Source organism: Siphonobacter sp. BAB-5385 (genome assembly GCF_002261125.1).
Lineage (GTDB): Bacteria > Bacteroidota > Bacteroidia > Cytophagales > Spirosomataceae > Siphonobacter.
This window is the reverse complement of record NZ_NMPS01000256.1, coordinates 1-22,960: the sequence shown is the minus strand read 5'-3', so window position 1 is coordinate 22,960 and position 22,960 is coordinate 1. Positions and strand designations below refer to the sequence as shown.

Annotated in this window: 16 protein-coding genes and 1 pseudogene; 12 read left to right on the top strand and 5 right to left on the bottom strand. The window is 52.3% G+C overall.

The genetic code is table 11. The features are described 5' to 3' along the window. Nucleotides 1-154 precede the first annotated feature (154 nt). The 3 genes and pseudogenes from BWI93_RS27090 to cobA form a co-directional block, all read right to left on the bottom strand. Nucleotides 155-1,455: pseudogene (locus BWI93_RS27090) on the bottom strand (NarK family nitrate/nitrite MFS transporter). Next, entirely contained in the window at nucleotides 1,452-2,972 is a 1,521-nt protein-coding gene (locus BWI93_RS27085; RefSeq protein ID WP_094817059.1) for an alginate export family protein, read from the bottom strand. Before BWI93_RS27085 ends, BWI93_RS27090 begins: the two are co-directional and overlap by 4 nt. 255 nt (nucleotides 2,973-3,227) lie before the next feature. After that, nucleotides 3,228-3,983 carry a uroporphyrinogen-III C-methyltransferase gene (gene cobA, locus BWI93_RS27080; RefSeq protein ID WP_094817058.1) on the bottom strand — a complete coding sequence of 252 codons (756 nt, stop codon included), beginning with the start codon at nucleotides 3,981-3,983 and terminating at the stop codon, nucleotides 3,228-3,230. Between the two features lie 276 nt (nucleotides 3,984-4,259). On the opposite strand from cobA, the gene nirB reads away from it, so the two are divergent. The 4 genes from nirB to BWI93_RS27060 are packed head-to-tail and all read left to right on the top strand — an operon-like array spanning nucleotide 4,260 to nucleotide 9,243. Continuing rightward, complete coding sequence (nirB, locus tag BWI93_RS27075) at nucleotides 4,260-6,779, top strand: nitrite reductase large subunit NirB (protein WP_094817057.1); 2,520 nt, start codon at nucleotides 4,260-4,262, stop codon at nucleotides 6,777-6,779. Between the two features lie 40 nt (nucleotides 6,780-6,819). After that, entirely contained in the window at nucleotides 6,820-7,164 is a 345-nt protein-coding gene (gene nirD / locus BWI93_RS27070) for a nitrite reductase small subunit NirD (protein ID WP_094817056.1), read from the top strand. Next, nucleotides 7,161-8,570 carry an ATP-binding protein gene (locus BWI93_RS27065; RefSeq protein WP_094817055.1) on the top strand — a complete coding sequence of 470 codons (1,410 nt, stop codon included), beginning with the start codon at nucleotides 7,161-7,163 and terminating at the stop codon, nucleotides 8,568-8,570. Before nirD ends, BWI93_RS27065 begins: the two co-directional genes overlap by 4 nt. Nucleotides 8,571-8,580: 10 nt before the next feature. Continuing rightward, entirely contained in the window at nucleotides 8,581-9,243 is a 663-nt protein-coding gene (locus tag BWI93_RS27060; protein ID WP_094817054.1) for a response regulator transcription factor, read from the top strand. Between the two features lie 160 nt (nucleotides 9,244-9,403). On the opposite strand, the gene BWI93_RS27055 is transcribed toward BWI93_RS27060, so the two are convergent. Both BWI93_RS27055 and BWI93_RS27050 read right to left on the bottom strand, forming a co-directional pair. Further along, on the bottom strand, nucleotides 9,404-10,360 hold the full coding sequence (locus BWI93_RS27055) for a YihY/virulence factor BrkB family protein (protein WP_094817053.1): 957 nt from the start codon (nucleotides 10,358-10,360) through the stop codon (nucleotides 9,404-9,406). A gap of 217 nt (nucleotides 10,361-10,577) precedes the next feature. After that, the gene (locus BWI93_RS27050; protein WP_094817052.1) at nucleotides 10,578-11,855 is read right to left on the bottom strand and encodes a sensor histidine kinase KdpD; all 1,278 of its coding nucleotides are present in this window, start codon (nucleotides 11,853-11,855) and stop codon (nucleotides 10,578-10,580) included. Between the two features lie 280 nt (nucleotides 11,856-12,135). On the opposite strand from BWI93_RS27050, the gene BWI93_RS27045 reads away from it, so the two are divergent. The 8 genes from BWI93_RS27045 to BWI93_RS27010 form a co-directional block, all read left to right on the top strand. Continuing rightward, nucleotides 12,136-12,732 carry an RNA polymerase sigma-70 factor gene (locus BWI93_RS27045; protein ID WP_094817051.1) on the top strand — a complete coding sequence of 199 codons (597 nt, stop codon included), beginning with the start codon at nucleotides 12,136-12,138 and terminating at the stop codon, nucleotides 12,730-12,732. 165 nt (nucleotides 12,733-12,897) lie between these two features. Beyond that, entirely contained in the window at nucleotides 12,898-13,890 is a 993-nt protein-coding gene (locus tag BWI93_RS27040) for a FecR family protein (protein WP_094817050.1), read from the top strand. A gap of 96 nt (nucleotides 13,891-13,986) precedes the next feature. Continuing rightward, entirely contained in the window at nucleotides 13,987-17,526 is a 3,540-nt protein-coding gene (locus BWI93_RS27035) for a SusC/RagA family TonB-linked outer membrane protein (RefSeq protein WP_094817049.1), read from the top strand. An 11-nt stretch (nucleotides 17,527-17,537) separates the two neighbouring features. Next, nucleotides 17,538-19,229: a RagB/SusD family nutrient uptake outer membrane protein gene (locus BWI93_RS27030; protein ID WP_094817048.1), complete on the top strand. Its 1,692-nt coding sequence runs from the start codon at nucleotides 17,538-17,540 to the stop codon at nucleotides 19,227-19,229. Nucleotides 19,230-19,242: 13 nt separating this feature from the next. After that, nucleotides 19,243-19,617, top strand: coding sequence for a hypothetical protein (locus tag BWI93_RS27025; protein ID WP_094817047.1), 375 nt, complete (start codon nucleotides 19,243-19,245; stop codon nucleotides 19,615-19,617). A 6-nt stretch (nucleotides 19,618-19,623) separates the two neighbouring features. Then, nucleotides 19,624-21,189 carry an ADP-ribosylglycohydrolase family protein gene (locus BWI93_RS27020; protein ID WP_217902352.1) on the top strand — a complete coding sequence of 522 codons (1,566 nt, stop codon included), beginning with the start codon at nucleotides 19,624-19,626 and terminating at the stop codon, nucleotides 21,187-21,189. Nucleotides 21,190-21,238: 49 nt separating this feature from the next. Beyond that, nucleotides 21,239-22,294, top strand: coding sequence for a metallophosphoesterase (locus BWI93_RS27015; RefSeq protein ID WP_217902351.1), 1,056 nt, complete (start codon nucleotides 21,239-21,241; stop codon nucleotides 22,292-22,294). 20 nt (nucleotides 22,295-22,314) lie between these two features. After that, the coding region (locus BWI93_RS27010; protein ID WP_255158094.1) for a sorbosone dehydrogenase family protein at nucleotides 22,315-22,960 on the top strand (646 nt) is incomplete at its 3' end.

Below are 22,960 nucleotides of genomic sequence, written 5' to 3'. Positions count from 1 at the left end.
GACGACATAAACCCGATCCCCGTCCTATCGCGATAAGTCGCCTACTTTATCCGCAATGCGGTGGCCTGGAGCAGGATAAAGTCAGCGGTGTTCGCGATATGGACTAACGACCAGCCGTGCTTCCGGGACGAAACCCAGTTTATATGCTCTTAAATCATACGGTTTGCAACGTCACCGCTTCCGCTGGCTCCGCTACGCGACTTTTGCCAAAATTGATCAGGAACAGCAATCCACCGATGATTACTACGGCCGCTCCAATGTAGAAAAAGGCCTGTCCGTAACTGATGCTCTGCGATTTGAACAAAAAGCCCATCAGCATACCACCCAGGTTACCACCCGCCCCAACTACACCGGAAATAACGCCCAGGGCTTTAGGGTTGATGAAAGGTACCAGAGCATAGGTACTGCCATTGGCCATTTTCAGGAACAAAGCGAAGGTGAGCATGGAAACAATCGCCATCGTCAGGTACCCGATTGAGCGAAAAGCAGAATGCCCAGTCCTTCCAGCAAGAGTAGTACGGCCAGGAGAAAGCCTTTCCCCCGCATCCCATACCGTTGACCCACGCGGTCGGCTACTACGCCGCCCATCGCCCGGGCAAAGAGATTCATGAATCCGAATAACATGGCCCAGAAACCCGCCTCCGTTTCGCCCAGACTGAACTGATCGAAAAAGTACAGAGCCGCTACGCCGTCAAACGTAATTTCCATACCGAAACAGCAGGCATACGCCAGAGCCAACGCCCAGACGCGAATGTCCGTACAAGCTTCGCGGAAACTACCCGCCGCCGTACCGGCATTCTGCCGTTGCAGGTCTTCAAAATTGCCCGCTGGCGTATCGGTGGTGTAACGATAGTACAGAAAAGCCATCACCAGCATCAGCAGACCCGGTACAATCATGGCGAGTCGCCAGGCGTCGGATTTGACGAAACCCAGCCCCATAATCAGCGTCATGATCAAAGGCATGGCGAGTTGCGTCACGCCACCACCCAGATTGCCCCAACCACCGGCCACGGCATTGGCCGTACCTTTGATTTTTGGAGCAAACATCATGGACGTATGAAACTGCGTAATGACAAACGAAGCTCCAATCACCCCAATCGCCAGACGGAACAGGAGAAACGTGAGGTAATCGTGGGCTAGTCCAACAAGCATAACGGGTAGGGAACCGATCACCAGCAAAGCCGTATAGGTTTTTCTGGGTCCCCAGGTATCACACAGTTTTCCGATGATCAAACGGGCGAAAATCGTGGCTGAAACGGCCGCAATGATGGTGTTACCGACCTGGGCCTTCGTTAGCCCCAGGTCGGCTCGTATGGCGGGCATGAGCGGAGCCAGCCCAAACCAGCCGAAGAAGCAGACAAAGAAAGTCAGCCAGGTTAAATGAAAGGTACGCATCTGGATGCCACGGAAACTGAACAGCGGCAGGGTGTCGAGTGGTTGCTGGGTAGATTTCATCGGGAAGATTGATTTTTAGCTAAAAAGTCCGGACGGATGTTGAGCATCAAATACGCCCACTGACCCTGTTTGTCTTTCTGATTGACCGTGTTTTGTTTGACGTATTCCAGGCGATTGTTGCCCTGCATGAAGCTGTAACCCAGTTCAAGTGAAGTGAAGGAGTTGAGCAGATACGTGGCTACGAAATCGTATTCCCAGCCCAGGCTGCCCTGAATACTAGAAGGAAGCGTACCGTCTATACTTCGGTTGAGTACGGGCGAGGCCAGAGCAAAATAATGTACGTCGAAGCTAGCGGTCAGGCGTTTGTGAGCGTATTTGCTCTTGAAAAAGCTGTCCTGTAAGCCCCCACTCGGTGAGCCCGTGCCTACGTAGAAGTAGTCCATGTAGCCCCAATGCCGATGCGGCGTGCCGTACAGGGGATCAAAGCGGGAAGTCTCCCCGGTCTTCAGACCAGACTTATTACCCGAAAGCACTTCATAACCGAGTCCAAAACTAAAATGGCCCTGCTGCACAAACGCATTACCACCGTAGTGATACGCCTGCCGGATGCGTAAGCCATCCCGGTCACGACCGCTTTGCAGGTAACCGAAAGCCTGATAATTCACGCGTTTACTCAGTTTTCCGAGTAACATGGCTCCGTAGGTCAAGCGGGAATGCACGCCCGGTACGTCGTATTTTCGTCCGTAGACGTAGCCACTTGATTCGCTACCGATACTGTCTATACGGTATTTGGAAAAGTCATCTTTGAAGAACAAGGCAGAAAACGTCTGTTGCCGGATACTGCGTTGCAGATAGGCCATCTGAAAAGCTTTGAACTGCTGCGTTTGTCCATTTGTACTCACGGCATTGGTCAGAATCGGAGCCCCGTTTTTGCCACTAATCGGAATAAAACCGGAAGGCAGAGGCAGTAACGTATTTTTCGTAGACAAAGCCGTCGTCGGTACATTGCCGGGGATATAGCTGGTACCCGTCAGGTCAAAGGCGTCGGAATTTTGATTGAAACCGCCGCCCAGATCCAGTTTCCAGCCCTGATGCCGGAATTTGAGTAAGGCGGCATCGAAGCGACGGCCCTGCTGTAGCCAGTCCAGATTACCCAGTAACCGCACATCGTCGTACACCAGCTCCTGCCGCCCGACTTTCAGCGACAATTCGTCGATGGGACGGAATTTAAGCGTCGTATCCGCCCGGTTGATGAGCTGAATTTCGCCCCAGGCTTCGTGTACGGACAGGCGATTGCCATCCGCTACGGAAATACTGGAAGCATCCTGGCCCCAGACGCGTACGTCCTGAAGCGTTACATTCATGCGAAGACGGCTAGCCTGATAGCCAAAACTCAATCGGGTACGCTGGGAGGTGAAAACGGCCGCTTGACTTCCTCGGGGGGCCAGATTGCCGTACCCATCCCGAAGTTCGGTTCGGGTGCGAAGCTGTCCCGTCAGAGAAAGCTGGGCATGAGCAGTCGGGCCGATGCAGCTGGCTCCACCAAGAGCCAGTACCATCAGATACATTTTTTTCATCGGAAAGGATTTCGTACTACCGGAAGAATGGTATGCAACGCGTAAGTACTTCTGACCTGCGGCAGGGCCAGTACGAAGAGCGGTAGGCGGCGACAGATCGTCGCCAGCGAGAGACTGGATTTGCTTTACGTCTGTTTTTCCATTTCCTTTGAAACGTTTGTGTGAACCATGAACAAGCCCCAAGTAACCGATCCAAAGGTGCCCCCGCACCGGATCGGTTCTTTTTTTTATGGATTGGATTTTGTAAGAACCTGATTATTCACAAGATACAGCAGCCAGACACTCGCGGATGTAGGCCGGATGCAGCGTTACTACCTCACCGATCACCAGTACTGCCGGAGCCCCCACGCCGTGGGCAGCTACCCGTTCCGGCATTTCCCAGACCTGACCCAGCACGCAACGTTCATCGGGCCGGGTTCCGTTCTGAATGACGGCCATGGGTAGCTCTCCGCGACCGTGGTTAATATATAACTGACACAATTCCTGAATTTTCTGCAAACCCATCAGTACTACTACGGTAGCCCTGGATTGTACGGCCAGCTTGAGGTCCTCCGATAGCTCGCCGTGACGCGTCGTTCCGGTAATGACCCAGAAACTTTCACTCACGCCCCGCCGGGTTACCGGAATGTGCTGTGAGGCGGGTACGGCGATACAACTGGATATCCCCGGAATAATCTGACAGTCGATGCCGTGCTCGCGGGCGTACACGTATTCCTCGTGACCCCGGCCAAACACGTACGAATCGCCCCCCTTCAGACGTACCACGTGACCATACTGTTTCGCCAGTGACACCAGCAAAGCATTGATTTCTTCCTGCGAAAAGGAAGGCCGTCCTACCCGCTTGCCCACGTATTGCTTCATCGCACCCGTAGGAGCGTATCGCAGGAGTTCCTGATTAGCCAGATCGTCATATAATATAACGTCGGCCTGCTCCAGAGCCCGTAGTCCTTTCAGGGTGATTAACTCCTCGTCTCCGGGACCAGCTCCTACCAGGGTGATGCGTGTTTCCATGCCTTTGCTCGTTTGAGTTACTATCAGTTATGTACTATATATAATGAATTGTAACTATAGCTGATTGTTGGTTCAAAAATAGAGGTGAAATTTTAAAAAACAATGAAAAACATTAAAAATAGGTTTTAAAAATAACTATTTGTAAAAGAAAATATTAGGATTTGTGTTTTTGACGATTTATTTTTGACCGTATCAAAAGAGAGAGCACGGGGGTGGTTTCTTGGAAATGTTCAAAGATACAACGGGCTTGTACTAGTTAAATAGTTAAAAACAACTATGAATCCACAAACAGAAGTACGGGTAGTCGTCATTGGCAATGGCATGGTCGGCTACAAGTTTTGTGAGAAACTCCTGGCCAAGGCAAAAAAAGGATCCGCGTTTCGGGTAACGGTATTTGGGGAAGAGTCCCGCGTTGCCTACGACCGCGTCCACTTAAGTGAATACTTTGCCGGGAAAACCGCCGACGATCTTTCGATGGCACCACTGAACTGGTACCAGGAAAACGGAATCGAGCTATATTTATCGGATCCGGTGGTGGACATTGACCGGGAACGCAAGCAGGTTCGCTCGCACCACGGTCTGGTCGTTCCCTACGATTATCTGGTGCTGGCAACGGGTTCCGGAGCTTTCGTGCCGCCGCTGGAAGGCGTGGAAAAAGATGGTGTATTCGTCTATCGTACGCTCGAAGATTTGGACCTGATCCAGTCCTACGCCCGGAAGGCAAAAAAAGGAGCCGTACTCGGCGGCGGTTTGCTGGGTCTGGAAGCCGCAAAAGCCCTGCTGGATTTAGGTCTGGCGGAAGCCCACGTGGTCGAATTTGCTCCCCGGTTAATGCCGCGTCAGATTGATGAAGCGGGATCGGGCATTCTGCAACGCAAATTATCATCCCTGGGCTTACAGATTCATTTGTCCAAGTCCACGCAATGCCTGCTGGGAAATGAAACCATCGAAGGCATGCAGTTCGCCGATGGTTCGGTACTCGACGTGGATATGCTCATCATTTCCGCCGGTATTCGTCCCCGCGACGAGCTGGCGAAAGTAGCCGGACTGGAAACGCACCCCCGGGGCGGTATTCTGGTGAATAACTGCCTGCAAACCTCTGATACGTCCATTTTTGCGATTGGGGAATGTGCCCTGGTGCATCAGATGATTTACGGACTGGTGGCTCCGGGATACGAAATGGCCGACGTAGTGGCTTCTCAGCTGGTAGGCGAAAGCAAGGAATTTAAACCCTACGATCTTTCCACCAAGCTTAAACTCATTGGCGTCGATGTGGCCAGCTTCGGTAATCCCTTCGCTCAGGAACCCGACTGCCAGACCATTGCCTACGAAAACAAAGCCAAAGGCATCTACAAACGCATCAACGTGAGTTCGGATGGCAAAACGTTGTTGGGAGGCATTCTGGTTGGCGAAGCCGAGCAGTACAACATGTTGTTGCAAACCTGCAAAAACCAGACGGTGCTGCCGCCCAACCCGGAAGACCTGATTCTGGGCTCGCGGGGTGGGGAAGAAGCGGGTGCCGGCGTGATGAGCCTGCCCGACGATGCCCTGATCTGTTCCTGCGAAGCCATCACGAAAGCCCAGCTCTGTCACGAAATTTCCGAAAACGGACATACCTCCGTCGATGCCCTGAAAAAGAGCACCAAAGCCTGTACGGGTTGCGGGGGCTGTACGCCGATGGTCAAAGACCTCATTCAGGCGGTGCAGAAACAGCAGGGGGTATACGTGCGAAACATCATTTGTGAACACTTCGACTATACCCGTCAGGAATTGCTGGACCTGATCCGGATTAATAAACTCAAGACGTACAATTCCGTACTTGATCACTTCGGAAAGGGTCACGGCTGCGAAACCTGCAAGCCTCTGGTGGCTTCGGTACTGGCCAGTTTGTGGAATGAAAACGTACTCGAACAGGGTCGGGCGGTGATTCAGGATTCCAATGACCGTTTCCTGGCGAATATTCAGAAGGGCGGTAGTTACTCGGTCGTACCCCGGATTCCCGGTGGTGAAATTACGCCCGACAAGCTGATTGTGATCGGTCAGGTCGCCAAGCGATACAACCTGTACACCAAAATTACGGGTGGCCAGCGGATTGATCTATTCGGGGCTCACGTCGGCGATTTACCCTACATCTGGGAAGAACTCATCGCCGCTGGTTTTGAGAGTGGTCACGCCTATGGGAAAGCTTTGCGTACGGTAAAAAGCTGCGTCGGATCGACCTGGTGCCGGTTTGGGGTACAGGACTCGGTATCGTTCGCCATCGAACTTGAAGAACGGTACAAAGGCGTTCGGGCTCCGCACAAATTCAAATCGGGCGTCTCGGGTTGTATTCGGGAATGTGCCGAAGCCCAGAGCAAGGATTTTGGCATCATTGCGACCGAAAAGGGCTGGAACCTCTACGTGGGCGGCAACGGTGGCTCCAAGCCCCAGCACGCCCAGTTACTGGCGGCCGACGTGGACAAGGAAACCTGTATCCGGCTGATCGACCGTTTCCTGATGTTCTACATCAAAACCGCCGATCCGCTGACGCGTACGGCCACCTGGCTCAACAAGCTGGAAGGCGGTATGAGTTACCTCAAAGCCGTTGTCGTGGACGACGTATTAGGCATCGTGGCCGATCTGGAAGCGGAAATGCAGCAATTGATCCAGATGTACCAGTGTGAGTGGAAAGAAGTTGTGGAAAATCCCGAATTACGCAAGCGGTTTACGCACTTCGTAAACGCTCCGGAACAGAAAGATCCCACGCTGGAATTTGCCCCCTTACGGACGCAGGTTCAGGCCAAAGAATGGAAATAAACCCAGGTATTCACTGTTATACGTTCATCCCGTTTCACTCATGGAAGTACTTTCTCCCGTAACCACCTGGCACCGGGCCTGCCGTGTAGAAGACGTTCCCGCCGACGGCGGAGCCTGCGTACTCATCGACGGTCGGCAGATTGCCATTTTCAATTTTTCCCGCACTAACGAGTGGTACGCCACCGACAACCAGTGTCCCCACCGGCAGCAGATGGTGCTTTCGCGGGGCATGATCGGCAGTCAGGGCGAGGAACCGAAAGTGGCGTGTCCGTTTCATAAAAAGACGTTTTCCCTGCAAACGGGCCAGTGTCTGACCGACGAACACTACCAGATTTCCACGTTTCCCATTCAAATCATCGACGGTCAGGTGTATATTGACGTATGAATGCACTCGACCGGCAGGTAGCCCGCCGTCTGACCCGTTATTATCTGCTGGCCCTGCACGTCATTGCCCTGCTGAGTATCGGAGGACTATGGTTCATTCGTCAAACCATCCATACGCACTACGCTGACAGCCGGGTACTGAATGTAGCCGGCCGTCAGCGAATGCTTAGCCAGCGACTTACCAAGCTGGCTTTGCTGCGTATAGCCCCTCTGCCCAGTACAGACTCGGTATTGTACGATTCGCTGTTGCAAAGCCTGAAAACGAGTCATGAACAGTTAAGGGCGGGTGTACTGATGATGGAAAAAGAGTACACGGTACGCCGGAGTCCAACGATTGACCGGATGTCTCAACAATTGGAACCCGTCTTTCAGTCCATGTACCAAAGCTTCGTTCGGGTAAATACGCCGGGACAAACGCCGGATCAGCAACGACAGACGCTCACGGAATTACTGAAACAGGAACCCGTTTTTCTCCAGCGGATGAATGCCCTGGTTTTCCAGTTTGACGCGGAAAGTACGGCCCGGGTCAATGAACTGGAACGGCTGGAAACCATACTGACACTAGCGACCCTACTGACGCTGTTACTGGAAGGATTGTTTGTATTTCGACCCGTGGTGCAGTACACGAAGCAAGTCATTCGTCAACTGACCCAGTCGGAAGAGGCTTTGCAGGAAAGTAATGAGCAACTGGCCGTGGCGAACGAAGAATTACGCACGACGCAGGAAGAAGTCCTGCGGCTTAGTGATGAACAGCATGCGTTGCAACGAAGGGAAGACCATATCCGCTCGGCGGCTTTGCTGGAAGGGCAGGAGGAAGAACGCCGCCGCTTTGCCCGCGAACTGCACGATGGGATCGGGCAAATGCTGACGGGCCTGTACCTGCAGGCGGCTAAATTTCGGAAAGTGCCCTTTCCCGAAGAGCGGCAACGGCAGCGGGCCGATGAACTGGTGGAATCCATTCAGCTCATTATCCAGACCACCCGGCAGATTTCCCATAACCTGATGCCGACCTTGCTGGGAGATTACGGATTGGCGGCTTCCTTGCAGTTACTGGCTGACCAGCTCAGTAAATCAGCCAGTTGTGCGATTCGTTTCGAACAGCAGGGCGAAGAAAGGCGACTGGCTCCGGCTCAGGAAATTGCCCTGTACCGCATTGCTCAGGAAGCTGTCACCAATGCTCTTAAACATGCCAAAGCCGGGGAGATTGCCTTAGTTTTGCATTACCAGCCCAAGGCCGTAACCCTGCGTATTGAGGACGATGGCGTGGGCATCGCCGAAACTTCCGGCCGCGACGGGAGCGGGCTGGAAAACATGCAAACGCGGGCTCAACTCCTGCAGGCTACATTTCAACTGCATTCTATACCCGGAAGAGGAACCTGTATTGAAGTACATTTGCCGCTAGGCTAAACGAAAAACAATGGCGATACGAATTCTGATTGCGGATGATCACTCGATGGTACGAAAAGGAATCCGTACCTTACTGGAAGACGAAACGGACCTGCAAATTGTGGGCGAAGCCGCCGACGGCGACGAGGCTCTGGAACTGCTGCCCCAGCTTCACCCCGACGTGTTATTGCTGGATATTACCATGCCGCGACTTTCGGGCATTGAAGTCAGCCGCATGACGGCTCAGCAGTTTCCTCAGGTGAAAGTGCTGATTTTCAGTATGCACAATCATCCGGATTACATTCTCAGTGCCGTGCAGTACGGAGCGTCGGGTTACTTACTGAAAGATACGGACGATGAGGAAATTCTTCAGGCCATCCGTACCGTAGCAGCGGGCGATCTATACTATCCGCCTTCGGCCTCAAGCGTCATTATTAAGCAACTGGTACTGGCGAAACCCAAGGCCCGCATGGAAGTCACTACGAATGCCTCGATCTGGAATAAACTCACCAGCCGGGAAGCTCAGGTACTGGGTTGCCTGACGGAAGGCCTTAGTAATCAGGAAATTGCCCGTCGATTCGATACCAGTCCGAACACCGTTGCCAACCAGCGGGCGAGTATTCTCCGAAAAGCAAATGTCAAGAATACGGCTGAACTCATCAGTCTGGCTCTGAAGGAGCCGCCAGGGGCTTAAGGAGTGGAGGGTTTGAAAATGTTTGGGGTTTGAACTGGTTTAAAGTGTGAGAATGTTTGAGCGGTTTAATAAGTACAAAAAAAGAACCCCAGCGGGGTTCCATTTTCGTAGCCCAGGGTTACAACCCTGGGAACCTATTAATTCTGGGAACGTACTGATTCTAAACAACCTTCTCTTTCTCTTTTTCCGTTTGCTGAATGGATTTGCTTCCCGCTTCCACCTGCACCTCTTTGATCGTTACAGCATACTCACTCGGGTGAATGGCTGAACCATATTTAATGGCATAAGCCTTCGTAAATTCGGCTCCGAAGTACAGAATCAGGGAAGAGTAATAGGCCCAAAGCAACACAATAACCAATGATCCAGCGGCTCCGTAGGTACCGCCCACGTCGCTCTGACCGATATAGAAGGAAATACCAAATTTCCCGATCATAAACAACACTGCCGTTACCATGGCACCCGCCCGTACGTCCTTCCATTTGATTTTGGCATCGGGTAAAACCTTGAATACCACCCCAAAGATGATCGAAATAACGGCGAAGGTAATCAGCTGATTAACAATATAAAAGGCAATAACGGATACATCCGAAAAGCGGGCTTGCAGACGGCCACTGATCCCGTCGAGTAAAGACGTAACGGCTAAGGAAACCAGCAGAATAAACGCTAAACTCACAATCACGGAAAAAGAAAGGAAACGATTCTGAATCATTTTCAGCCAGCCTTTCTTCGGTTTCGCCCGGATCCCCCAGATGGTATTGATCGAATCCTGAATTTCCGCGAATACCGTCGTTGCCCCCAGCAGCAGCGTACCAAAACCAATTACGGCGGCCATATTACTCTTACCACTGACGGCCGCTTTTTTCACAATATCCTGTAATTGCAGAGCTGATTCCTTGCCCAGAAATCCGTTGAGGGTTTCGTAAATCTGCCCTTCCACGGCTTCACGGCCCAGAAAAATACCGCAGAGCGAAATGATCACAATGATCAGCGGCCCCATCGAGAACACCGTATAGTACGAAAGGGAGGCCCCCAGTTTCGTGACCTTGTCGTCCGAGAATCCGGAAAAAGCGTTTTTTAAAACTTCCCAGATGCCTTTGAATGAGATTTTTTCTTTCATAGCGTGGATTGGTTGATGAGCTATCTTGTTTCAGAATGAAGGAAGAACGGGGATGAACCCGGATCAGGTCATTCTAGGAAAAAAACATTCCACCACTATACGTTATTCAAGAAAGTACGTCAGGAAAGAAAAGGCAGCAACCCAGGGAAGCAGATCTTTGGAAGAGAAATCCAGTCCAATGATCCGGTACGTAGTTGTGTACCGGATCATTGGACGATTAGGCTTTATGTTCGAGCATGAGACGAATTCGGAAAAGCGTACCCACGTCAATAATGGATTCAATCTCCACCATGCCGCCGAGTAATTCGCAGAGGCGTTTCACAATCAGTAAACCTACCCCTTCGCTAACGGGCAAGCCTTGGGAAGTAGCATGATCAAGCTCTTCACTCGTAAGATTGGGGATTTCATCAACCTCCGAAAAATCCCGCTCAAGTACGGCTGACTCTTCTGCTTTTGGCAGGAGTTGTTTGGAAAACAGAGCGACGAGCCCATCGGATAAACCCGGTCCGCTATCCTGTACGCTGATGTACCAGCGAAAATCACCTTCTTTGGACCAGGAGACGGAAACGATTCCGGTTTGCGTGTATTTGATGGCATTGAGCAGCAGATTCTGCACAATGCGGTGAATCTTCACGGAATCGTTCGACACCAGTAATTCGGGCGGGCCATCGGCCCGTAAGATCAGTCCTTTCTGAGCTGCCAGGGGCTGGGCACTTTCCACGAGTCCATAAAGAAGTTGTGAAGCATCAAAATGCTGAATGTCGAGTACTTCGTAGCCCGCTTCCAGACGGGACAAATCCGTGAGTTGCTGTAGCATCTCGTGGATATTTCCCAGATTGCGGTTCAGCATTTGCAGTAACTTCGTCCGTTCTTCTTCGGGTTTTTCGGCCTGATCCAGCAAGATGGCGGCATTACGCACGACGCCAAAACTGCTTTTGAGATCATGCGAGGAGGTCCGTAACAAATCCCCCCGAAGGCGGGTCATTTCCTGCAACTGATCCAGTGTATACTGCAGGCGATTGGCCCGGCTGGCGGCGGCGATCTGCTGTTGCTGATCGTATTCCCGCACACTACCCAGCATGGTTTCGGTTTTCAGTCGATCCACTTCCTGATAGCTCCTAATCAAAATGTCGGCATCACTATCCGGAAAAAATTCCCGGTACAATTGAAGCTCCCGAATCACACCCGCGTACAGGTAATTGATTTCGGCTAGTAAGTTCTTCAACGTCAGGCCTTTTTGCCAGCGGTGTAAGCCGTGGGCGGCCGCAATTTCTACGGGATCATTGCCTTCCGGTTCCTTTTGAAGACGTTGGTGAAGGATCGTCAACAAGAGCGGAATCATATTGTTGAATTCTTCGCGGGCAAGGCCAGAAACATTGAGCAGGGTGGTATCCTGTTCGCATTGATTACGCCAATGATTGAGGATAGCTTCCCGACGGGTAAACAAATAGGCGGCTAAACCAGGAAGGTCTGCATCTGAGATAGAAGAAGCCATGGGTACTTCAGACAGGGTTTTAAAGTTAAGGGGGATGAATTTGACGGTAAAAACGTCCTAAGATAAATAAATTGTTTTAAGAGTACAGCAGACTTATTAGGTATAGACTATACTCAGCCTGACAAATGCTAATTTATTAGTCTAAAATCGTTCATAACTGATCCTTTTTTCCACTCAAAAGCTAATTGGGGCCAGGCATAACGATTTAATAACGCCCAAGCCGTGTAATTCTGGCAAGGGAATTTTATATTGCCAGCTTTATTGATAAACAACTGATCCTCTGCTTATTCAGATTCAATCACCTCATACCGATGAATCGCTGATCGCCCTGCTCAAGCAGGACGATCGTTCTGCTTTTGAGGTCTTATACCGAAAATACTGGCGTCGGCTTTATGATTCCGCGTACCGGCGGGTACAGACTCGTGAAGATTGTGAGGAGATCGTTCAGGAATTATTTCTGGATCTCTGGTCCAAACGCCAGCATCTGGAAATTACAACTTCCCTGGAAGTGTACCTCTTTACCGCCCTTCGCTACCGGATCTATAACTACATCCGTTCCCTGCTGACGAAAAAAGCCCATCTGGATTATGTGCTACAGCGGGGCGACGACTACGAGGCCAACCTCGTCGAAGATCAGCTGTATTACGAAGAACTGCAACGAGCCCTCGACGCTGGCGTGGCCCAGCTCCCCGAAAAATACCGGCGGGTGTACGAGCTAAGTCGACAGGAGCACTACACCTACCGGGAGATTGCTCAACTCCTGGAACTTCCCATAGATACGGTTGAAAAACAGATGGCTAAAGCCCTGAAACTACTGCGTCTTCACCTGAAAGAGCATCTGTTTATGCTTTTGCTGGCCGCTAATCTGTTAGTCTGAGCGAGAGGTTACCTTCTTTTGACTAGGAAAATTCCTTCTGATAATCAGGATACTGAAAAATAATTTAAAATTTTTTGTTTCGCTTTTGGCGGAAGTTTTCGACTTGTGTGACTTACCGAATAGAAAGCCTACGCAGGGAATCCGCTGGCTTACGTAACCAACCGCATGACTCAGGAACGACTCACTTTTCTGTTACAGCAAGTACAAAGGGGGCAGGCCACGCCAGCCGAGCGTACCGAACTCGACGTTTGGTACGATCAGTTTGAGAACCGCCCCTCGCTGACCGACCAGCTGGATACGCAGGCCCGGCAGGCTCTGGAGGAGAAAATGCTGAATCAGATGCAAAGTCGCCTCGACCCAGCTGAACCGGAAGAGGAAACGCCCGTCGTGCCCTTGCGTCGAAGCTGGCGACGAATGGCCGCTGGTGTAGTAGCTGTACTCGCTCTGGCTACGCTTTGGTTTTATGTAAGTCGGAATGCTCCAGGCACACCCGAATCTACGGTACCGATGCTGGTACAGAAAACGGGTTACGGACAGACGCGTACGTTTACCTTGCCCGATGGTTCGGAAGTAACGCTGAACGGAAATTCGAGTCTCTCGTATCCGCAGCAATGGACGGGAAATCGGGAGGTACAACTCACGGGCGAAGCGTATTTTAAAGTAGTCCATACCAAAGACCATCGCCGCTTTAGCGTCGTAACGGCCGATAACTTCCGGGTGAACGTACTCGGGACGCAGTTTACCGTCAGCCGCCGGAAAGCCAAAACGCGGGTGGTACTGAACGAAGGCAAAGTACAGTGTCTAATCAACGAAAAAGCTCAGGCCGATTCCATTATACTGAAACCCGGCCAACTGGTAGAGTTTGCCCGTATCCCTGAAAATTACACCCTGAAACAAGTAGACGCCTCGCTGTATTCAGCCTGGAAAGATCACAAACTTATTCTGCGAAATACGTCCTTAAAAGAACTCACCGAAGTACTCGAAGACACCTACGGCTATCGTGTCAACGTAGAAAAGGCATCGCTGCTCGACCGTCGTATGTCGGGTTCGCTGCCCACCAATGATGTAAACGTATTATTAGAAGGCATCGCCGAAGCCTGCAAAGTCAGCATTCGTCAGGAGGAAGGCCGCATCTACCTCACGGATCAGTCCCGATAAATCATCCCTTTAGCATTCGTACGCGTTCGGATATCCCTCCTAGGACATCCCCAGGAATTCTATGTCTTGATTGGTACCACACTAATTCATGTTTCGATGAAAAAACGTATTACATTTTTGTATGGACTGCCCGCCTTCATGTACCTCTGCGGCCCACCGGGTGTACAGGCTCAGGAAATCGTTCGGGCGGGTCAGGAACAGGTTCGGGAAGCATCGGCGAGCGGCCAGAGTCTGGAGCATCGCTTGCAGGAAGTGGAAAAGCAGTACAAAGTTTCGATTTTGTACAACCCTGAACTGGTCAGTAAAAAACGGGTGAAGGATTTTCGGAAATATACTTCCCTCGAACAAACCCTGGAACAGTTGCTGAAACCGTATGGCCTGACTTTTAAAAAGGTAAGCGACTCGTTTTACATCGTTTCGGAAGAGAAGAAATCCAATACTTCGGCCGTCAACCTCTTGCCGAACAAGTTCGTTCCGCTCGAGAATCTGACGAATCTTTCGCGGTCCGAACGCATTTCGGCGACCTCCCTGACCATGCCCCTGATGGCTGCGTTGACCGTTCAGGGAAAAGTAAGCGACGCGACCACGGGTGAACCGCTGCCGGGCGTCAACGTCGTCATAAAAAATACCTCGCAGGGCGTGACGACCAATCGGAGCGGGGAGTATTCCCTGCCCAATGTTCCCGAAAATGCCGTACTGGTTTTTTCATCGATCGGGTATCAGGGGCAGGAAATTACCGTACAGAACCGATCCCAAATAAACATCTCCTTAACCTCTTCCTCGCAGGAACTCGATCAGGTCGTGGTCGTCGGCTACTCCCAGCAGCGGCGTTCCACCCTGACGGGCTCTGTCGCTCAGATTGGAGCCGATCAGTTGAAGCAGGCTCCCCCGCTGAACGTTTCGAACGTACTGGCGGGCCGCTTACCGGGGGTCATCGTTACGCAACCCTACGGTCAGCCCGGAGCCGACAACGCCACCATCAACGTACGCGGTATCAGCACCACGGGTAGCAATGCTCCGCTGGTGATTGTAGATGGTATCGAGCGACCCTTCACTGCCCTGGATCCGAATGAAATTGAAACCGTCAGCGTATTGAAAGATGCTTCGGCGGCAGCCGTTTACGGAGCCCGGGCCGCCAACGGGGTCATTCTGATTACTACGAAACGCGGCAAAACGGGTAAACCGACGATTACCTACGAAACCAACTTCTCCCAAAACACCAATACGCGATTCCCCAAATTCCTGAGCGGGCCGGATTACATGCGGTGGTACAAACGGGCTGAAGAACTGGATAATCAGTACCTCGTTTCGCAGGGGAAAACGCCCTTTGCTCTGACGTATACCGACGAAGAAATTGCGTCTTTGGCAAACGGTACCAATCAGTCGGAGTTTCTCGGCAATACGGATTGGGTGGGTATGCTGACCAATAATACAAGCGTCAGCCAGTACCACAACGTCTCCGTCAATGGCGGTACGGATCGCGTTCGGTACTTCACGACGCTAGGATACTGGAACCAGAACGGCGTCATCAAGAACACTAATTACAAACGCTATAACGTCCGGACGAATATTGATGCCGATGTCAACGATTTTATCTCCACGCGGCTGGACCTGACTGTTCGGATGGAAGATCGGATGAATCCGGCTCTGGCACCCACGGATCAGAACTATCAGAACCCCTTCATCCTGGCCCAGCGGATGCAGCCGAACCTGCCAATGTTCAATCCCGCGGGTTTACCCGTCGGGGGTAATACCGATGCGGGCGTCGGAAACCCCATCGTGGCCGTGAATGACATTGGCAACCGGAATGCCGAGGCTACTACCTTCAACGGTAACTTATCGATGAACGTGAAAATCCCCGGTGTACAGGGACTTCAGGCTCGTTTGCTGGTGAGTTACGACAAGACGATTACGGAAGTAAAAACCTTTGTGGAACCAGCGATGCTGGCCGTGCGGAACCGTAACGCCAACGGCTGGCTCTGGACGCCCGCCCGGATGAGTGCCTACAACGTCAATAACCTCATTCAGGATTACTCCCACAGCTATCGGACGACTTTTCAACCTTCCATCCTGTATGACCGAACCTTCGGTAAAAATGCCTTCAACGGTCTGTTACTCTATGAATATTCGGGATGGGGTACCAACGGTTTCGGGGCTCAGGCCCGGAACTTCCCCATCACCGATCTGCTGGATCTGAACTTTGGTAGTAAGGCCGCCGAGGATCTGCGGGCCGCTACCGGCAGCAGCACGCAGTACAAGCGGGGTGGTTACGTAGGTCGGGTCAACTATACTTACGACGACAAGTATCTATTCGAAGTAGCCGCTCGCTACGATGCCTCAGTTAACTTTCCCGAGAGTACCCGCTGGGGCTTTTTCCCTTCAGCATCGCTGGGCTGGGTGTTGAGTAAGGAGAATTTCTGGCAACCGCTGAATACCCCGATCAACTTTTTCAAACTTCGCCTATCGGCGGGTAAACTAGGGAATGATGTCGTCGGTATTTACCAGTACCTGAATTCCTTCCAGCTTCGTACGACGCCTACGGTAGCCATCGGCAATCAGGTGGTTTCGACCTTGTACAATACGGCTCCGGCCAATCCGAGAATTACCTGGGAAGAAGCTACCATGTACAATGGCGGGGTAGAAGTGGGACTTTGGAATAGCAATCTGAGCCTGGAAGTAGATTATTTCTACAAGGTAACCTCCAATATTCTTACGGGACAAAGTGGCGTGTATGCTCCTTCCGTAGGCGGGAATTTCGCTTCAACGGTCAACGCGGGTAAGGTGGATAACCGGGGCGTGGATCTGCAACTAGCCTACAGCAAAAAGCACAATAAGCTTTCCTACAAGATCATTGGGAACTTCACCTACGCTCACAACCGCGTCCTGCGGATTAATGAATCTGTGAATGCCCCGGCAGCTCAGCGGCGGGTGGGGCATCCCGTAAATACAAAGTTTGGATTCCTGGTGGATGGACTGTATCAAACGCAGGAAGAAGTGGATCGCGGACCGAGTTTTCCCTACGGTCCGGGTGCTCCGGGCTACGTGAAGTACGTGGATTTGAACGGCGACGGCAAAATCTCGTTTGAGCAGGATGTGACCCGCATCGGTCGCAGCAACACGCCCGAGATTATGTACGGTCTGAATTTGCAGGCGGGATACGGCCCCTTCGATTTCTCCGCCCTGCTGCAGGGAGCGGCTCGCTCCAACGTGATTCTGGCGGGCGTGTACAACAGCGGCGTACAGGGCAACACAGTCTATACGCAGACGTTTGCGGGTAATGGAAACAGTCCATACTTTCTGGTGGAAGACTCCTGGCGACCGGATAATCCCAACGCCAAGTACCCACGGTTAACCGCTAACAAAGCGGGACTGACCAACCAGAACGGGTATCAGAACTCCTTCTTCGTGCGGGACGGTAGTTACCTGCGACTGAAATCCTTGCAGATTGGCTATTCACTACCCAAAGATTTCCTGAGCCGACTGAAAATTCAGCAGTGGCGATTCTACGCGGCGGGGTCCAACTTGCTGACCTTCGACAAAATCAAATACGCCGATCCGGAAACGCCCAGCGTCGTACAGGCCGGGTTCTACCCGCAGCAACGCGTATTTTCCATCGGAACCAACATCACCTTTTAAGACGGAAGCTCATGAAATCAAGACTCATCGTAGTAGCCAGCGTATGTAGCCTGCTGCTCGGACTGCTTCAGTCCTGTAAACTCGACGTCACGCCGCGGGATCGCTATACCGACGTGACGGTCTGGGCCAACGAAAACAACGCCAAGCTGTACCTGCTGGACCAGTATTCCGTGCTCGGTGATTTTGCCTTTGGCACCATGCCCCTGGGCTACGCCAACAATACCGATGCCCTGACCGACCTAATTAAAAACACGTCCATTTCCAGTGGCAACGGTACGGCGAATATGGTGGCCTTTAACCCGGCGAGTATTACGGCAGCGAATCCGACTTTTTCGTACTGGGGAACGGCCTACAACCGGATTTTCGCCATCAATAATTTTCTGAACGGCACCGATCAGTACCAGACGTTCAGCGATTCCACCATCCGGAACGTGTACCACGCCGAAGCTCGTTTCCTGCGGGCCTACGTGTACTTCTGGCTGGTCAAACTGCACGGCAGCGTGATTTTGCTGGAAAAACCAGTAACGGATAATAACAATCCGCGGTCGTCGGAAGATGAATGCTGGAACTTCATTGCCCGCGATCTGGCCTTTGCCGCCCAGTATCTACCCGAAACCCGAGCCACGGCCGACCTGGGCCGGGCCACCAAAGGGGCGGCGTATGCTCTGCTGGCCCGTACCTGGCTCTACGCGGCCTCGGTGGCGGAGTACGACAAAAAACAGTACAACAGCGACCCGCTGACGGGCGTGCCCACGGCTAAAGCTCCGCAGTACTACCGCAATGCAGCGGCGGCGGCTCAAGCCGTGGTGGATTTGGAAGCCAAAGGCGTGTACCAGCTTTTGCCGCAGTTTACCAGTGTGTTCAGTACCAAGAATAACAAGGAACTCATTTGGGGTTTCAACTACATCCGGCCTTCGCTGACTAACACGTTTGATCGGGATTACGCCCCACCGGCGGATGTTCCGGCCAACGGAGCCAAGGGCGTACCCACCGCCGAACTTTCCGATGCCTTTGAAATGGCCGATGGCCGCAGCTTCTCCTGGACTAATCCGGCCATGGCAGCGAGTCCGTACCGGGGACGGGAGCCGCGTTTTTACGGAACCATCCTCTACCACGGTGGAACCTGGAAAGGTCGTACGCTCAACATCGCTACCGGTACGGATGCGTACATCGATTACGGTTCAGTGGCCGATCCGAAACGAACGGTTACGGGCTATTATCTCCGAAAATACGTGGACTCCACCAACGTAGATCCCATCCGAAACGCGGGGGAGCAACAATCAATCGAACTTCGCTACGCGGAAATTTTACTGATTCACGCGGAAGCACTGGCCAAAACGGGTCAGTACGTCAAAGCCAAAGAGATGCTGGATAAGGTACGCAAGCGGGTGGGTCTGCCCGGCGTAACCGCGGCCAGCGAAGCCGACCTGATGGCGGCAGTGGAACACGAGCGTATTGTGGAGCTGGCGTTTGAAGGCCACCGCTACTGGGATCTCAGACGCTGGCGGAAGGCTCACATCGTACTGAATAACCGACGCGTACATGGGCATCGCCCGATCCTTCAGGCGGACGGAAGTGTCCGCTACGAAGTGGTAGACAGCGACAAGCAAGACCGCTTCTTCGGGGCTAACACGTACTACATCCCGCTGCCCGCGGCTGAAATTGTTAACAACCCGGCACTGTCTCAAATCCAGGGCTGGTAAACTCCTAAGTTGTATGAGATCCATCTTCGCTTTGGCAGCTTTAACGCTACTCGCCGCCTGCGACTCACCGGACGTGAAACCCCGCAACGACGATAATACCCTGACGGCCGTGTGGGTGAATGTGCCCGGAGCCGACGAAAACAGTGCTCGCTACAACGGCGTGTTCAATGCCGCTGGCGATACGGTACGGGTCACGGTGCCGCAAAAAACGGCTACCGGACTGGCGATCAATTTGCAGGAACTGAAGCTTCGCGGCTCCATTCCATCGGACGCCGAGGCCCGGCCCGCCATGGGCCTGATGAATATGAGCCAGCCCTTTAAAATCGATATTATTTCGGGACGGCAGAATGTCCGTTCGTACTGGATCGTAGTCACGCAAAGTAAATAGAAAGGCATGACGAAAAAGGGCTGTTACTGGCTAATTGGGCTATGGATGTTATGCGTACGGGTGGAGGGACAAACCTCCCTCCCCCGTACAAATACCGGAAAAGTGACCATAACTCGGGAAACGCTGCTGGATAAAATCAAAGGAGGCTGGGCCGGACAAACCATTGGCGTAACCTTCGGCTGGCCGACGGAATTTGTGCACCTGGGCACCTTCATCCCGGATGGACAAACCATTCCCTGGAGTGAGGATTACGTTCGAAAAGCCATGCAAACCTTTCCGGGGCTGTATGATGACATTTACATGGATTTAACCTTCGTCTCGGTTTTCCAGCGATGTGGTCTTACCGCTCCGGTTGATTCCTTTGCCCAGGCGTATGCCCGGGCGGGCTACGACCTCTGGCACGCCAATCAGGCGGGGCGGTACAACATTCTCCAGGGAATCAAGGCTCCCCAGTCGGGTCATTACCTGAATAACCCCCATGCCGATGACATTGACTTTCAGATTGAAGCCGATTTTGCGGGTCTGATGACGCCGGGCATGCCCACCGTAGCGGCTGAGATTACGGATAAAATCGGTCACATCATGAATTCGGGCGATGGCTGGTACGGTGGGGTTTATGTAGCAACGATGTACTCGCTGGCTTTTGTAAGTACCGATGTCAATTACGTTGTGCGGGAAGCCTTGAAGGCCATTCCCCAACAGAGTAAATTCTACCAGTGTATCAACGACGTCATCAACTGGCACCGACAGTATCCCGACGACTGGAAGAAAACCTGGTTCGAGATTCAGCGAAAATGGGCGGAAGAAGTGGGCTGTCCGGATGGGGTTTTTCAACCCCTGAATATTGATGCAAAAGTCAATGCGGCCTACGTCGTGCTGGGTTTGCTGTACGGCAAAGGCGATTTTACCCAAACGCTGGAAATTACCACGCGTACTGGTCAGGATTCGGACTGTAACCCCTCCACCGCCGCGGGCATTCTGGGGACGATGATTGGGTATCAAAACATTCCGGCGTACTGGCTGAACCCGCTTAAAAAAGCCGAAGATCTGCCTTTTTCGTACACCTCCCTTTCTCTAAACGCGGTATACGAGCTGAGTTACGCTCAGGCTCTGGAAACGATTCGGCTGCACCAGGGCAAGGTAGGAGAGAAGAATGTCGAAATTCAGACGACCCGTCCTGTACCCGTTCGGTTGGAAGAGAATTTCAAAGGCCATTACCCCGTCGAGAAAAAGCCCTTGTTTCAGTCCTTTGGCGATTCGCTGCGTTTTACGACGCCGGAAGCCATTGGACTGGTCATTCGGGGACACGTTCGGAAAAAACAGAGCGATGCTCCCAATCATCTGCTTCGGGCCGCTTTGTACATCGATGGAACGAAAGTCGAAGAAGCGAATTTTCCAACCCAGCCCAGCCAACGTCGTACCGAGTTGTTCTGGCGGTATCATCTTCCGAAAGGATCACACATTATTACCATTAAAATTCTGAATCCGCACCCGGCGTATGAGTTGGTGGCGGGCGAGTACCTCTACTACACCGATCAGCCCGTACGCGGATTTCGTTCGAAAAGTCATTAGTATCTGCTCTAGTACAACTCTTGTGTTAACCTCTAAACCTAGTATTATTTTGCTGAAACGACTCGTACTGCTGTTCCTGCTTCCCTGGACGGTCGGGGCTCAGGTTCCGGTCTTGAGTGATCCCAATTCCTGGAGTATGATTTTGCTGCCGGATCCTCAGAATTACGTCAAATTTTCGCAGAATCAGCCCATCCTGGATCTCATGACGAGCTGGATCAAAGAAAATGCCGCTCGCTTGAATACGCGATTGGTACTTTGTACGGGCGATTTAGTGGACCAGAACCTGAACGCTCATCCGGACGGCACGCACGGCAACCAGACCAGTACCCAGCAATGGCAAGCCGTGTCGCGTAACTTCGAAAAGCTGGACGGTACCTTGCCCTATATCCTGGCCACGGGCAATCATGATTACGGCATGAAAAACTCGGAAAATCGGTATAGTCAGTTCAATTCTTACTTTCCCGCCGAGCGAAACGCCCAAACGGCCGCCTTACTGCTTGAAATGGCACCCAACGAAAGTGGGGTACCTACGCTGGAAAATGCCTGTTATGAATTTACACCCCCGGTAGGTCCCAAACTTTTGCTTTTTTCGCTTGAATTTCTACCCCGTACCGAAATCGTAGCCTGGGCGAAACAGATCGCCAGTCAGCCCCGCTTTGCCAACCATCGGGGCGTGGTACTGACGCATAGCTTCCTGCGTTCGATGCTGAAAAAGAACGAGCGAATTGATACCGAACCGTATCCGCTGAGTCGCCCGACGTACGGTCAGCAACTCTGGGAGAAACTGCTGGCTCCTTCCCGAAACCTTCAATTTTTAATCTGTGGGCACGTCGCCGATTCTGAAGGTCACGAAGGCCATGTCGGATACCGCGAAGACCCGAATGCTGCCGGTAAAAAAGTAGCACAGATGCTTTTTAATGCCCAGCGGGAAGGCGGTGGCTGGCACGGCAACGGCGGCGATGGCTGGCTCCGGATTCTGGAGTTTCTGCCGGATGGAAAAACCATTCAGGTGCGTACGTTTTCGCCCCTGCTGGCGGCCTCACCCCTGACCCGGCACCTGGCCTGGCGAACGGAATCCTTTGATTCGTTTCGCATTGCGTTTTGATCACACCAATAGAAGGACGAATGACGTATTTTAAGCTTAGTTTAGTGGTAGCAGTACTCGGAGCGTTGGCGATGGTTCCGCGTCAACAGCCGCATTCCGTGGCGGCGTATCAACCCACGCCGCCGGATAGTAGTCGTTTCACCCACATGACCCTGGCCGAAGGTTTCGACGAACCCATGCAGATGGCCCTTTTACCCAATCTGAATGTACTGGTGGTGGAACGGAAAGGAGCCGTGCGACTGTACGATGCTGAGGAACGGCAGCTCAAAACGATTGCTCATTTCAACGTGTTCAGTGGGATTGAAGATGGGCTGCTCGGGGTAGCCGCCGACCCGAAATTCAGTACCAATCACTGGGTTTATTTTTACTACGGACTGGGCGGCGAACGAAACGTAAGTCAACTGGTTCGGTATGAACTGCAGGGCGAAAAACTGATAGAAACCAGTAAAAAAGTTTTGCTCGAAGTACCCACCCAGCGAACCTACTGTTGCCATTCGGCGGGGTATTTAACCTTTGGTTCGGATGGTCTGCTGTATCTCTCCATCGGTGATAATACGAATGCGGAAGAAATCGAAGGACACAATCCTACCGATGAACGACCCGGTCGGCAACTAGCCGATGGTCAGGGAACTTCGGCGAATAGTAATGATTTACGGGGCAAGATTC

Excerpts from the sequence above, each read along its gene's own strand:
- BWI93_RS27085 (WP_094817059.1), bottom strand. The coding sequence starts at position 2,972 with ATGAAAAAAATGTATCTGATGGTACTGGCTCTTGGTGGAGCCAGCTGC.
- cobA (WP_094817058.1), bottom strand. The coding sequence starts at position 3,983 with ATGGAAACACGCATCACCCTGGTAGGAGCTGGTCCCGGAGACGAGGAG.
- nirB (WP_094817057.1), top strand. The coding sequence starts at position 4,260 with ATGAATCCACAAACAGAAGTACGGGTAGTCGTCATTGGCAATGGCATG.
- nirD (WP_094817056.1), top strand. The coding sequence starts at position 6,820 with ATGGAAGTACTTTCTCCCGTAACCACCTGGCACCGGGCCTGCCGTGTA.
- BWI93_RS27065 (WP_094817055.1), top strand. The coding sequence starts at position 7,161 with ATGAATGCACTCGACCGGCAGGTAGCCCGCCGTCTGACCCGTTATTAT.
- BWI93_RS27060 (WP_094817054.1), top strand. The coding sequence starts at position 8,581 with ATGGCGATACGAATTCTGATTGCGGATGATCACTCGATGGTACGAAAA.
- BWI93_RS27055 (WP_094817053.1), bottom strand. The coding sequence starts at position 10,360 with ATGAAAGAAAAAATCTCATTCAAAGGCATCTGGGAAGTTTTAAAAAAC.
- BWI93_RS27050 (WP_094817052.1), bottom strand. The coding sequence starts at position 11,855 with ATGGCTTCTTCTATCTCAGATGCAGACCTTCCTGGTTTAGCCGCCTAT.
- BWI93_RS27040 (WP_094817050.1), top strand. The coding sequence starts at position 12,898 with ATGACTCAGGAACGACTCACTTTTCTGTTACAGCAAGTACAAAGGGGG.
- BWI93_RS27035 (WP_094817049.1), top strand. The coding sequence starts at position 13,987 with ATGAAAAAACGTATTACATTTTTGTATGGACTGCCCGCCTTCATGTAC.
- BWI93_RS27030 (WP_094817048.1), top strand. The coding sequence starts at position 17,538 with ATGAAATCAAGACTCATCGTAGTAGCCAGCGTATGTAGCCTGCTGCTC.
- BWI93_RS27025 (WP_094817047.1), top strand. The coding sequence starts at position 19,243 with ATGAGATCCATCTTCGCTTTGGCAGCTTTAACGCTACTCGCCGCCTGC.
- BWI93_RS27020 (WP_217902352.1), top strand. The coding sequence starts at position 19,624 with ATGACGAAAAAGGGCTGTTACTGGCTAATTGGGCTATGGATGTTATGC.